The sequence below is a fragment of the Billgrantia montanilacus genome, assembly GCF_003336675.1.
GTDB classification, from domain to species: Bacteria; Pseudomonadota; Gammaproteobacteria; order Pseudomonadales; family Halomonadaceae; genus Halomonas; species Halomonas montanilacus.
In genome coordinates, this window is sequence record NZ_QPII01000001.1 from 219,778 (window position 1) to 233,580 (window position 13,803).

Annotated in this window: 8 protein-coding genes; 7 read left to right on the plus strand and 1 reads right to left on the minus strand. The window is 64.3% G+C overall.

Annotated elements, in window-relative coordinates:
- Positions 1–49 precede the first annotated feature (49 nt).
- The 5 genes from DU505_RS01025 to DU505_RS01045 all read left to right on the plus strand — a co-directional run bounded on the left by DU505_RS01025 (position 50) and on the right by DU505_RS01045 (position 8,536).
- The gene (locus DU505_RS01025; protein WP_114477131.1) at positions 50–2,854 is read left to right on the plus strand and encodes an aminotransferase class I/II-fold pyridoxal phosphate-dependent enzyme; all 2,805 of its coding nucleotides are present in this window, start codon (positions 50–52) and stop codon (positions 2,852–2,854) included.
- 347 nt (positions 2,855–3,201) lie between these two features.
- Positions 3,202–4,695 (plus strand): NAD-dependent succinate-semialdehyde dehydrogenase, encoded by a 1,494-nt coding sequence (locus tag DU505_RS01030; protein ID WP_114477132.1) that lies wholly within the window; start codon positions 3,202–3,204, stop codon positions 4,693–4,695.
- Positions 4,696–4,967: 272 nt separating this feature from the next.
- A complete protein-coding gene (locus tag DU505_RS01035; protein ID WP_114477133.1) occupies positions 4,968–6,392 on the plus strand; it encodes an aminotransferase in 1,425 nt (474 codons plus the stop codon).
- 126 nt (positions 6,393–6,518) lie between these two features.
- Positions 6,519–7,514: a hydroxyectoine utilization dehydratase EutB gene (gene eutB / locus DU505_RS01040; RefSeq protein ID WP_114477449.1), complete on the plus strand. Its 996-nt coding sequence runs from the start codon at positions 6,519–6,521 to the stop codon at positions 7,512–7,514.
- A gap of 74 nt (positions 7,515–7,588) precedes the next feature.
- A complete protein-coding gene (locus tag DU505_RS01045; protein ID WP_114477134.1) occupies positions 7,589–8,536 on the plus strand; it encodes a cyclodeaminase in 948 nt (315 codons plus the stop codon).
- A gap of 101 nt (positions 8,537–8,637) precedes the next feature.
- Here the strand turns inward: DU505_RS01045 and DU505_RS01050 are convergent, their stop codons facing one another.
- Positions 8,638–9,855, minus strand: coding sequence for an MFS transporter (locus tag DU505_RS01050; RefSeq protein ID WP_220250308.1), 1,218 nt, complete (start codon positions 9,853–9,855; stop codon positions 8,638–8,640).
- A gap of 440 nt (positions 9,856–10,295) precedes the next feature.
- Between DU505_RS01050 and DU505_RS01060 the strand changes: the two genes are divergently transcribed.
- Both DU505_RS01060 and DU505_RS01065 read left to right on the plus strand, forming a co-directional pair.
- Positions 10,296–10,979, plus strand: coding sequence for a haloacid dehalogenase type II (locus DU505_RS01060; RefSeq protein ID WP_114477137.1), 684 nt, complete (start codon positions 10,296–10,298; stop codon positions 10,977–10,979).
- Between the two features lie 281 nt (positions 10,980–11,260).
- Positions 11,261–13,774, plus strand: coding sequence for a PqqD family peptide modification chaperone (locus DU505_RS01065; RefSeq protein WP_181872694.1), 2,514 nt, complete (start codon positions 11,261–11,263; stop codon positions 13,772–13,774).
- Positions 13,775–13,803: the final 29 nt, after the last annotated feature.

Genomic DNA, 13,803 nt, shown 5'->3' on the forward strand with positions numbered 1-13,803 from the left:
TGCCCAGGCGGTCGACAACAATCAATAACGAACGGGATGGGGTGTCGTCATGCAAGAGACCAGTCAATCCGAATCGTCCTATACGGTGCCTGAAACGGCCTATACGGCGCTGGGTTTCTACCACAAGATCTCACAGCTGCGAGCCGATACCTGGAACGCCCTCAAGCGGGACCTGGGCATCCTGGTCAAGCTCAACGATGAGAGCCGGGCGAAGAACCTGATAAAGGCCATCGACGTCAAGCTCACCCGGCTGGAGATCATCGAGGACTACCACGCCTTCCCCTCAAAGGAGGACTTTCGGCATCTCTGGTCGCTCTTCGACCGCGACGAATACGTATTGCTGGAGAAGGTGGTCAAGCGCCTGGTTCGTGCGCTGATCAGCGAATCCTACCGTCGTCGCCATGTCGATCTCAGCGACAGCGACGCCAATGCCGAAGACCTGGAAACCCTGGATGCCCTGGCCCAGCTGCGGCGTGGCCATCCGGCTTCCAACAGTGCCGCCCAGCCCTATTTCGAGCTGCTGATCGTCGACAACCTCTCTCCCCAGGAGGAGGAGGTGGTGCGCGAGGCCTTCCGCAACATGCGTCGCCCCGAGGACAAGTTCGTCTACGACGTGGTCACCGTGCGCAGCTTCGAGGATGCGCTGATCGCGGTGCTGGTCAACCCCAATATCCAGGCCTGCCTGATCCGCTACGAGTTTCCCTACAAGTCGAAGTACAACCTCAGCGCGCTGCGCAACTACCTGGAGGGGCTGTCGGAGAAGGAGCTGGAGAACCAGACCGAGGCCGAGCGCAGTATCCTGCTGAGCTCGATGATTCACGAACTGCGCCCGGAGATAGATCAGTTCCTGGTCACCAGCGGCGACGTCGAGGCCACGGCGAGTCGCGATATCCGCTACTTCAACCGGATCTTCTATCGCGAGACCGACTACATCGAGCAGCACCACACCATCCTGCGGGCCATCGACAACCGCTACCGCACGCCGTTCTTCGATGCCCTGCGCGAATACAGCAAGAAGCCCACCGGGGTCTTCCACGCCATGCCCATCTCCCGGGGGAAGTCGGTGACCCGCTCCCATTGGGCCGGCCAGATGATCGACTTCTACGGCATCAATATCTTCCTCGCCGAGACCTCGGCGACCTCCGGCGGGCTTGATTCGCTGCTGCAGCCCTACGGGCCGATCAAGAAGGCCCAGGAGTATGCGGCCCGGGCCTTCGGTGCTCGGCAGAGCTTCTTCGTCACCAACGGCACCTCCACGGCCAACAAGATCGTGGTCCAGGCCCTGGTCAAGCCACGGGATATCGTGCTGGTCGACCGAGACTGCCACAAGTCTCACCACTACGGCATGGTGCTGGCCGGTGCCCACGTCAGCTATCTCGACTCCTATCCGCTGCACGACTATTCGATGTACGGCGCGGTGCCGCTGCACGACATCAAGAAGACCCTGCTGGGCTACAAGCGCTCGGGCCAGCTGCACAAGGTGAAGATGCTGTTGTTGACCAACTGCACCTTCGACGGCGTGGTCTATAACGTACGCCGGGTGATGGAAGAGTGCCTGGCGATCAAGCCGGACCTGGTGTTCCTGTGGGACGAGGCGTGGTTCGCCTTCGCCTCCTTCAATCCCACCTATCGGCCGCGCACCGCCATGAATGCAGCACGCACCTTGCGAGAGCGCTACCGCAGCGACAAGTATCGGGAAGAGTACGCGGCCTGGAAGGCCGAATTCGACGAACTCGATCCGGACGACGACGCCACCTGGCTGGAGCGTCGGCTGATGCCCGACCCGGATCAGGTGCGTATCCGCGCCTATGCCACCCACTCCACCCACAAGACCCTGACCTCGCTGCGCCAGGGCTCGATGATCCACGTCTTCGACCAGGACTATCGGCAGAAGGTCGAGGCCCCGTTCCACGAGGCCTACATGACCCATACCTCCACCTCGCCCAACTACCAGATCGTGGCGTCGCTGGATGTGGGGCGCATGCAGGCGGAAATGGAGGGCTTCGAGCTGGTCCACGCCCAGGTCGAGGCGGCGCTGTCGCTGCGCGAGCAGCTCTACAGCCACCCGCTGCTGCAGAAGTACTTCCGCGTATTGAAAAACAAGGACATGGTGCCGGCGGAGTACCGCGAGTCCGGCGTCGAGTCCTACTACGACCCGGTGACGGGTTGGAACAAGATGGAGGAAGCCTGGGCCCGAGACGAATTCGTGGTCGACCCCAGCCGCATCACCATCGCCATCGGCGCGACCGGGGTCGATGGCGATACCTTCAAGAACGAATTCCTGATGAACAAGTACGGTATCCAGATCAACAAGACCTCGCGCAACACCGTGCTGTTCATGACCAACATCGGCACCACCCGGGGCTCGATCGCCTATCTGCTGGATGTGCTGATCAAGCTGGCCAAGGAGTTCGACAATCTATGGGAGGACAGCAGCCGGCCGGAGCGCAAGATCATCGAGAACCGCGTCCACTCCCTGACCCAGGAGCTGCCGCCGCTGCCCGATTTCAGCCGCTTTCACGATGCCTTTCGCCCCGATGCCGAGAGCGCCACGCCGGAAGGGGACATCCGTCGGGCCTATTTCCTCAGCTACGACGAGGAGAACACCGAGTACCTGCGCTTCGACAACGGCGAGCTGCAGGGCCAGATGCGAGCGGGGCGCGATGTGGTCTCGGCGAGCTTCGTGATTCCCTACCCCCCGGGTTTCCCGGTACTGGTGCCGGGGCAGGTGGTCAGCGAGGGGATTCTTCACTTCCTGCAGGCGCTGGATGTCACCGAGATCCACGGCTATCGGCCGGAGCTGGGCCTGCTGGTGTTTACCGAGGAAGCATTGAGCGAGCCTCCCGACAGCTGAGGAAACACTGTATAAATGTCTGCGCGGGCAAATCGCTGCGTTGCGCGGTGCGCGGAATCCTCACCTATACCCCATAGGCTCCGGTTCCTGTGCTCCGTGCGCCTTGCGCTTCACCTCGCTCGCCAATTTATTCAGCGCTTCCCTGAGACTCCTGGGCGGGGCGCAGAAAAAACGGCATTTCCGCCCGTCACGACAAAAAAAACCGTATCGGGAGCCATGGTGATCGAAAAGTACTGATCCCGCTTAGCCCTTACCCTGTAGACATCGGGCAGCCATTGGCTGCCCGCCATATTTGTCATCGCCGGCCAAGACCCAGGTAGTACGCGCCGGTGTCAGGGGAGGTGCCCATGAAACTGTCCAAGACGCTGTCCGCTCGAATCGATGATCCGCGCCTGTTCCGCCAGTACGCCTATGTGAATGGCAAGTGGACCCACGGCGAAGGCGGCCGCGAGGAGGCCGTGTTCGATCCGGCCACGGGCGAGGCGATCGGCCATATCCCCTGGCTGGAAGCCCATCAGATTCGTGAAGCCGTGGACGCCGCCGAGGCTGCCTTCGTTCACTGGCGGGCGCTGCGTGCCGACGAGCGCTGCGAGCGTCTCCTGGCATGGTACGACCTGATTCAGGCCAACCGCGAGGACCTGGCCACCATCATGACCCTGGAGCAGGGCAAGCCGCTGCCCGACGCCCGCGGCGAAGTCGAGTACGGCGCCAGCTTCGTGCGCTGGTTCGCCGAGGAGGGCAAGCGCACCTTCGGCGAGACCATTCCCAGCCACATCCCCAATGCGACGCTGGGCACACTCAAGGAACCTGTTGGCATTGCCGCGCTGATCACGCCCTGGAACTTCCCGCTGGCGATGATCACCCGCAAGGCCGCCGCTGCCATGGCGGCGGGCTGCCCGGTAATCGTCAAGCCGGCCGGCGAGACCCCCTTCTCGGCGCTGGCGCTGGCCGAGCTGGCCGAGCGTGCCGGCATCCCGGCGGGCATCTTCAATGTCGTGCTCGGCGATGCCCCCGAGGTGTCGAAGATTCTGTGTGCCGAGGAGCGCGTCAAGGCGCTATCCTTCACCGGCTCCACCCGGGTCGGGCGGCTGCTGATCGAGCAGAGCGCCGGCACCGTCAAGCGGCTCTCCATGGAGCTCGGCGGCAACGCGCCCTTTATCGTCGCGCCGGACATGGACCCCAAGGAAGCGGCCTTTGCCGCCGTGGCGGCCAAGTTCCAGACCGCCGGCCAAGACTGCCTGGCGGCCAACCGTATCCTGGTGCACGAGTCGATCCATGACGAGTTCGTCGAGCATTTCGTCGAGCGCATGTCGGCGCTGACCGTGGGCAACGGCCTGGAGAGCGAGATCGACCTGGGGCCGCTGATCCATCGCCAGGCGGTGGACAAGGCCGCCGCCATCGTCGACGACGCCATCTCCCGGGGCGCCAGGCTGGTTGCCGGCGACCAGAATCAGGCGCCGGGGCCCAACTTCTTCATGCCGGTGCTGCTCACCGGGGTGACTCGGGATATGCAGGTATGGCGCGAGGAAAACTTCGCACCGGTGGCCGGCGTTACCGCGTACAGTGACGACGACCAGGTGATCGAAATGGCCAACGACACCGAATATGGCCTGGCGGCCTACGTCTATACCCATGATATTCGTCGCATCTGGAAGATGCTTCGGGCGCTGGAGTTCGGCATGGTCAGCGTCAACTCGGTGAAGATGACCGGCCCGCCGGTACCCTTCGGCGGCGTCAAGCAGTCCGGCCTCGGCCGCGAGGGCGGCATTACCGGTATCGACGAGTACCTGGAGACCAAGTATTACTGCCTCGGCGGCCTGGGGTCGGTCTCCGGAAGCTAGCAAATAACACTCAGCCGGGATGCGACATCGAGCGATATCTACCCGAGGGCGCTGAGGCAAGCGTAGCGGCGCGCGGCGATCGACAGGGATGTCGATCGAGAATCGGCAAGAGGGACCTTGTTCCGATTCGACGCGCAAGCTGCAAGCGAAGCCTCAGGGTTTCGTCCGAGGGCATCGCGAGCTGTCGCATGGCGGCGATGTACACCCAGAAATGAGTCCTGTGAACATTCTCCCCGGCGGAGCCGGGGAGCCCTGAGAAAAGAGAGAACCGCATGAGCCAGCAGCACAAGGATCTGATCGATCGTGACCGCAAGGTGACCTTCCACGCCTCCACTCACCTGCGCGACTTCGCCCACGGCGACGCCCCGGGCCGGGTGATCACCGGCGGCAAGGGCATTCACATCGTCGACAAGGACGGCCGCGAGTTCATCGACGGCTTTGCCGGGCTCTACTGCGTCAACATCGGCTACGGGCGCACCGAGGTGGCCGAGGCGATCTACCAGCAGGCGCTGGAGCTCTCCTACTATCACACCTACGTGGGCCACTCCAACGAGCCTCAAATCGCGCTCTCCGAGAAGATCCTCGCGCTGGCTGGCCCCGGCATGTCCAAGGTCTACTACGGCATGTCGGGCAGCGATGCCAACGAGACCCAGCTGAAGATCGTGCGCTACTACAATAACGTGCGTGGCCTGCCGCAGAAGAAGAAGGTCATCTCGCGCATGCGCGGCTACCACGGCTCCGGCATCGCCTCAGGCTCGCTGACCGGGCTCAAGGCGTTCCACGACCACTTCGATCTGCCCATCGACACCATTCGTCATACCGAGGCGCCGTTCTACTACCAGCGCGCAGCGGAACTGGAAGGGATGTCCGAGCACGAATTCTCGAAGCACTGTGCGCGCAAGCTCGAGGAGATGATCCTGGCCGAAGGGCCCGACACCGTGGCCGCCTTCATCGGCGAGCCGGTGCTGGGGACCGGCGGTATCGTGCCGCCGCCGGAAGGTTACTGGACGGAGATCCAGGCAGTGCTGGCCAAGTACGATATCCTGCTGATCGCCGACGAGGTGGTCTGCGGCTTCGGGCGGATCGGCGCCGACTTCGGCAGCCACTACTACGGCATCAAGCCCGACCTCATCACCGTGGCCAAGGGCTTGACCAGCGCCTACCAGCCGCTCTCCGGCGTGATCGTCGGCGACCGCGTGTGGCGCGTACTCGAGCAGGGCACCGGCGAGTATGGCCCCATCGGCCACGGCTGGACCTATTCCGGCCACGCCCTGGGCTGTGCCGCGGGCCTGGCCAACCTGGCCATCATCGAACGCGAAGGGCTCACTGCCAATGCCGCCGAGACCGGCGCCTACCTGCAGCAGCAGATGCAGGCCGCCTTCGGTGACCATCCGGTGGTGGGCAACGTGCGTGGCGTGGGCATGCTGGCCGCGCTGGAGTTCTCCGTCGACCCGACCCGGCGTCAGCACTTCGATGCCGCGCACAAGGTCGGTCCGCGCATCGCTGCGGCGGCGCTGGACGAGAACCTGATCGCCCGCGCCATGCCCCAGGGCGATATCCTGGGCTTCGCGCCGCCGCTGACCACCACCCGTGCCGAAGTCGACGAGATCGTCGCCCGCGCCCGGCGTGCCGTGGACAAGGTCACCGACCAGCTGGTCCGCGAGGGTGTGGTCAAGGCGACCATGTCGGTCGGCTGATACCGGCACCTGCCGTGGGTTTCCGCGGCAGGGATCGCTATATTTCCTATACTCCCAGTCAGTATCTCAGCCGGGCCCTTGTGGCCCGGTTCCGCGTTTGTCCCGAAAAGAGTGAAAGGGGTGACCATGCTGCCACGCCATGGGGTGACGCCAGCCCTGATCTACGAGGCGCGCCGACGCATTGCCGGCCAGGTGGTACGCTCGCCGCTGATCCACTCGACGGCGCTCTCCGCCCGCTTCGATGCCGACATCTACCTGAAGCTGGAAACCTGCCAGCCGAGCGGCGCCTTCAAGCTGCGCGGTGCCACCAACATGATCGCGGCGCTGATCGACCGCTGCGGCCGCGATGCCCTGGCCGCGGGTGTGACCACGGCCTCCACCGGCAATCATGGCCGGGCGGTGGCGCTTGCCGCGGCTCGCCTTGGTGTGCCGGCGACGATCTGTCTGTCGCATTTAGTGCCGGCAAACAAGGTGGCCGCCATCGAGACGCTGGGCGCCGAGGTTGTCCGGGTGGGCGAGAGCCAGGATGAGGCCTTCGGCGAGGTCGAGCGCCTGGTGCGCGAGCGTGGCATGATCCTGGTCCCGCCCTTCGACGACCCGTTGATCGCGGCCGGCCAGGGTACCATCGGCCTGGAATTGATGGAGGATGCACCGGATCTTGACCGTGTGATCGTCGGGCTCTCCGGTGGCGGCCTGCTGGGCGGCATTGGTGCTGCGGTGAAGGCCATACGCCCCGGGACCCGGATCACCGGCGTCAGCCTGGCTCGCGGGGCGGCCATGTGGGAAAGCCTGCAGGCGGGTTGCCCCGTCGAGGTGGCGGAGGTCGAGAGCCTGGGCGACTCTCTGGGCGGCGGCATCGGTCTCGACAATCGCTGCACCCTGGCCCTGGTGGGTGAAGTCATGGATGACCACTACCAGGTCTCGGAGCCGGCCATCGCCCATGCCATGGTCGATATCCTCGAGCACGAGAAACTGCTGGTGGAAGGGGCCGCCGCGGTCGGCCTGGCGGCCATGGCGGAGCATCGGATCGATGTGCAAGGACAGCGGGTGGCGCTGATCCTCTCCGGCAACGGTGTATCGCTTGAAACCTTTGACCGAGCACGGAAAATAGCCAATCGATAGGGTAGGAGCCTGTCGGACTTAACGCTGAGGTCAAATCCGACAGGCTCCTGGAACCAGGCGAACAGGAGGATTTCATGCAGCTCTATCAGCGCGACGCTATCGCAGCGGTCGTCGGCATCGACCACGCGGCCATGTCGGCGATCGAGGCGGGCTTCGCCGCCCTGGGGCGGGGCGAGGCGGTGCAGCCCCCGATCCTCTCCATGTCCATGGAGGAGTTCAACAGCGAGGTCGACGTCAAGACGGCTCATATCAAGGGCTGGGAGCGTTACGCAATCAAGGTCAGTACCGGCTCCTTCGACAATCCCAGTCGCGGCCTGCCGAGCCTCAACGGCCTGATGATGGTCTTCTCGGCCGAGACGGGGCTGGTGGAGGCCGTGCTCTTCGACGAAGGCTACCTGACCATGGTGCGTACCGCCCTGGCCGGGGCCATTGCCGCCAAGCATCTCTCCCGCGAGGACAGTCGCCGCGTGGCAGTGATCGGTGCCGGCGAGCAGGCGCATCGTCAGGTAGAGGCGCTGCGCCTGGTGCGCAACATCGACATTCTCGATATCTGGGCCCGGCGCAGCGAAAGCGCCGAGGCCTATGCCAATGACATGCGTGAGCAAGGGTTGGAAGTGCATATGCACGACAGCGTTCACGCCGCCTGTGATCAGGCCGATATCATCGTCACCGCCACCCCGTCCCGGGAGCCACTGCTGCACGCCCGGGATTTGCCCGAGGGCGTGCATGTCACCGCCATGGGCTCGGACAGCCCCGACAAGCGCGAACTCGACGAGTCGGTACTGACCCGTGCCGACGCCTTCGTCTGTGATACCCGCGCACAGAGCGAGAACAACGGCGAGCTCAAGGCGTTTGCCGGTCGTGAGGTCCCGTTCAAGATTCACGAGCTGGGCCGCGTGATCGCCGATGGGCAGAAGCTGCGCCTTTCGGAGGCAACGATCACCGTCTGCGACCTGACGGGCACCGGGGTACAGGACACCGCCATTGCCGGCTTCGCCTTGTCGCGGCTGGCAGGCGACTGATGGTCCTGCCGGGGGCGCAGGGTATCCGGATCAAGGGGTTGAAGGGGTCTTACCTCCCTGTGTGATCCCAAGACACTGGGGCTGGCATGGCCGCAGTGTCCTTAGCTTTCGGTTGGACTCGAGGAGGTGCCCGCCGGTTGCCGCGCTGTGCTCCATCGGAACCACAGCGTGGCCAGAGTCACCAGTAGCGCCAGGGGCAACATCGCCAGATTGAGGGCTTCCCAGCCCAGACGATGGAGTAGTTGCCCGGCCAACAGTGCCCCGATGGCCACCAGCGAGAAGATGACCAGGTCGTTGATGCCCTGCACCTTGCCGCGTTCCGCTTCGTTGTGGACAGAGGAGAGCAGGGCGCTGCCGCCCACGAACAGGAAGTTCCAGCCGATACCCAGCAGCACCAGCGATATCCAGAAGTGGGCGATGCTGAGGCCCATGACTGCCACCGCAGCTGAACCGGCCAATAGCGCCGCCCCCGTCAGCAGGATACGGTCCACGCCGAAGCGCGCGATCAGGCTGCCAGTGATGAAAGAGGGGGCGAACATGCCCAGCACGTGCCACTGCATGATGAAGGCGACCTGGCCCATCTCGAAGCCCTGAGCGCGCATGGCCAGCGGGGTGGCGGTCATCACCAGGGTCATGACGGTGTAGCCAACGGCGCCGGCAAGCACCGCCACCCGGAAGCTCCGTTGGACGGCGATGGCCGCCATGGAACGAGAACGCTCGCCGGGTAGTGGCTCGCCGCTGGGGGGCACCCTGAGTTGGCTTAGCATGCCGATGGCCAGCAAGGCGAGGGTGGCGATCACCAGGTAGGGGCCGCCAGAGGGCACGCCAGCGATCAGCTCCTTGGCGGCACTGGCGTTCCAGGGTCCGAGAAAGGCCGCTACCACGCCGCCGGCCAGGACGAAGGAGATGGCCCGACTGCGAAACGCCGGGCTGGCCACGTCGACTGCGGCGAAGCGGTAGTACATGGCGAACCCCTGGTAGAGGCCGAGCAGCAGGTTGCCGGCGCAGAACAGCCAGAAGGAACCCGTGGCGATGCCAGCGAAGCTGACCAGCCCACCGCCCACGCCACCCAGGCTCGCCCCGGTGATGAACCCCCGTCTCCGGCCCACCCGTTTCATGTAGAGCGAGGCGGGCAGGGTCGAGACCACCGTGCCCAGCATCATCATGGCGATCGGCAGCGTGGCCAGGCCCGGGTCGGTGCTCAACTGCTGGCCGACCACCCCGCTCAGGGTCATCACTGTCACCATGGCGATGATGAACAGGGCCTGGCTGGTGACCAGTATGGCCACGTTGCGCTTCTCCCGGCGTACCGGCTTCATGGGCATATCTCTTCTTCGGGATGCGTTGGTTCGTCTCAGGGGAACATGGCTCAGAGTACCAGCACCTTATGGGCCTGCCCATGACCTGACATGAGGGTCCGCCATGAGTGACTCGCCATGGTGGGGCCGCCTGTTCGACACCTGCCGAGATCAGCCTGCCGCAGGGCGCCTCCCATGAGGCTCAACACCAAGGTGCCGAAAAGCACGACCTTGACGCGCCATGTCTGCTGCTCCCGGTTGATAATCACATCACCTGCTACGTCCGCTGAGTCGGGCCACTGTCTTTGTCGCCCTTCGAAAGGTTCCTTACAGCCGATCCGACACCGGGCCCAGGACACGGCCATCGCCGGTTTTGCCCTCGCGCGCGCCTGACCGGAGATTGAATCGCCGCCCGCCAGCCCCCATGCTGAGGGAATCATGGCAACCGAAAGGCACAGCAGATGACACAGGTACTGGCGTTCGACGTCTATGGCACCCTGATCGACACCCATGGCGTGGTCACCGAACTGGAAGCGAGACTGGGCGCCTCTGACATGGCGGAGCAGGCCGCGGAGTTCTCTCGCCGCTGGCGTGACAAGCAGCTGGAGTACAGCTTCCGCCGCGGCCTGATGGGGGCCTATGTACCCTTTTCACAGTGCACACTCGAGGCGCTCGAGTTTACCGACCGGGCACTGCAGACCCGCCTCTCCGATGTCGACAAGGACCACCTGATGGCGGTCTACGGCCAACTCCCCGCCTTCCCCGAAGTGCCCGAGGCGCTGACACGGCTGGTCGAGAGCGGCGTGCGCTGCGTGGCCTTTTCCAATGGCACGGGTGCGGACGTCTCCGGCCTGCTCGACAAGGCCGAGATACTCGATCGTTTCGAAGCCGTGATCAGCGTCGACGAGGTCAAGCGCTTCAAACCCGACCCGGCGGTCTACGCTCACCTGCGCAATCGCCTCGAAGTCGACCCCGGCGATACCTGGCTGATCTCCAGTAACCCCTTCGATGTGATCGGCGCGCGTCATGCCGGGCTGCATGCCGCCTGGGTGCGCCGCAGCCTTGACGCCCCCTTCGACCCCTGGGCCATCGAGCCCGACTTGACCGTGCCCGATCTCGATTCGCTTTGCGAACGACTGGGCTGAAGCAACGGCAGCGGCTCTCTCAGCACTCTTCCAATACTCGCCCGGCACGCTTTCGCCACTCGCTCCATCACGCTTCGGCCACCATCGCCCAGAACACCGCCCGGAGCTTCTCCAGGCAGGAACCCTCCTCCAGCGCCATCGGCAAAAGGAATTTGCCGATGGCGCGTAAGGTTCGGTCCCCGATGTCGACAGAACCCCTACGCTAACAGCAGCCAGGCCAGAGGCCGTGGCTCACATAACAATGGATTCACTATCCGATGATGGTTCAGGAGGTTGCCGGGATGACGGATCAAACGACTCCTTCACGTCGCTACTGGTTGGGTGGCAAGCGCGCCGCCGAGCAGGATCGGTTCTTTCGTGACGCGCTCGATCCGCTGGGGTGGGAAGTCGGCGATGACGAGCAGTGGGATGCCGGCTGGTACACCGGGATGCCGGATCCCGCCCAGTTCAAGAAGGTATCCCCCGAGCGCAAGCTCAATCACTACCCCGGCAACAATGCGCTCACGGTCAAGAGTCGCCTCCACGATACGCTGGTAGCGGTGAAGGATCGTGTCGCCCAATCCTTCGGTACGGCGGCCACATCGCGGCTGGCCTTCTTTCCCCGGGTCTACTCCATGCCGGAGGACTATCATGACCTCCAGCAGACGGCATTGGCCCACCCCGAGAAACGCTGGATTCTAAAGCCCAAGAATGCCTCCAAGGGCAAAGGCATTCGTGTGCTTCGTGATGTGGCGGACACGCCACTGGAGACCAACTGGATGGTCCAGGAGTATCTTGCCAATCCGCACACCATTCGTGGCCACAAGTATGTCCTGCGCCTCTACGTGCTGGTGGCCTCCATCCAGCCGCTACGGCTATATCTCTACCACCAGGGTTTTGCCAAGCTGGCATCGGAGCCCTACGACCCCAATGACATGGACAACCCGTTCAGTCAACTGACCAATCCCGACATCAATGCGCTCAATACCTCGGCGGAGATTCCCGTCGAGTTCATCGATCTGCAACGCTATCGGCAGTGGCTGCGTGAGCAGGGCCATGACGATGAGTGTCTTTTTGCCCAGATCCACGACCTGGTGACACTGACCGTGATCGGCGCCACGGATGCCATACGCCGGCGCACGGCGCAGGTCGGTGCCGATCCGCAGGGGTGCTATGAGCTGCTGGGGCTCGACTGCATGGTGGATGATGCCCTGAAGCCCTGGATACTCGAATGCAACCTCAGCCCCTCGCTGGGTATCTGTGCCGAGCCAGAGAATGGCGGCCTCGTCGAGGCAGCGGTCAAGGGGGGGCTGGTGAAGGACATGGTCTCGCTGGTGGGGATCGACAACCCGGCCGTGGCGGCCAGGTCGGCGGAGGTGGCACGTAGGGGAGTGGCGGCCGAACTCGCCCGCGACGCACAGGACGAGGAGGCTCGCGCCGGCGGCTTTCTTCGCCTCTTCCCCAATGCCGAGCCGGAACGCTACCTGCCTTTCTTCACCCTGCCGAGCCTCGCCGACATGCATCTGGCCGATGGTCTCGCGGGGCAGCCTCTCCCGCGGCCGGTGCTGACGGCCTGGCAGGTGTCGGAGGTGCTCGATGAGGATCAGCTTGCCCTCTATGCCACGCACACCGGACGCTACTACCGCCTGAACGATAGCGCAGCCCTCATCTGGCTGCTGGCGACCGAGGGATTCGACCCGGACGCCATCGTCGATCAGCTGTCACGGGCCGGCGAGGCTTCAGGAGCCGACGCCGAGCCGCGGCCCGATCGACAGGAACTGCTCCGTCATGTCTGGGACTGTCTCTCGGAGTGGTGCCGCGAAGGGCTGCTCAGGCAGCGTGGCGCACAGGATGATGGGGCGCTGGCCCCTGTCGAAGCGGCCAGCGACGCGAGCGTGGCTCCGTCCTGCCAGCCCATGCGCCTGGCTTGTGGCGGCAGGCAGTGGATTCTCCACACCGACAGCGCGCCGGCACTGTCGCGTCTCTCTGCGCTACTCTACACGCAGCTCACGCCGCTTCAGGAGGGTGACGATACCGCCCGGTCTCCCCGGCTGGAAGTGCTGCGAGACGCTCCCGGCTACGCCCTGGCGTCCGAAGGGCGGGTTCTGGCCTCACGATTGACCCTGGCCGAATTGGGGCCCCAGGTGCTCGCCTATCTTGCTCGCCAGGCCCCTTCGAGCGAACAGCTAGTCATCGATGCCGGCCTGCTGACTTCGCCTCAAGGCGATGCCGTGATCTGTCTCTTTCCCGACACCGGCGACGCCCACGCCATGCTACGACAGTTTGCCAGGACGTTCAGGGTGACGAGGGGACTGCGGCTGGATGCGCTCACCCTTTCCCATGGCGAGCCACTGGGGCTGCCCATCGCTCTGGACGACCGGAATGGCTGTCTGGATGACAGTGAACCAGAGGACTCGCTGCCTGACAGTGTCCAGGTGCGTGGGGTGATCCTCATGCGTCATCACCCCGAGGCCCTCAATGGCGCTGACGGCGAGCCGATGGCTCCCGACGCCAATGACAGTGAGCTATCGACCCTCGATGCCCTGGGAGCCCTGTTGCCATCCTCCTTCACTGTCGGCGGTAAGCCCTTGTCGGGTGCCACCGTCACGGCGTTGTCCGAATGGTTGTCCCGGTGCGAGCGCCTCACTCTCCCTGTGGCGAGTGACAGCCAGGCAGATCGGCGGACGGCAGAGACGCAAGGAGAGCCAGCGGACGTGTCGCTGAGCGAATCCCTGGAAAGGCGAGTAAGCGAGCTGCTTGGGCAACGCACAGCCTCTGCAAGAGGAAAGACTGAGCAGGAAGAACTGCCGGGATGAGAACTGTTGGGACGGGCTGGCCAGGAAGC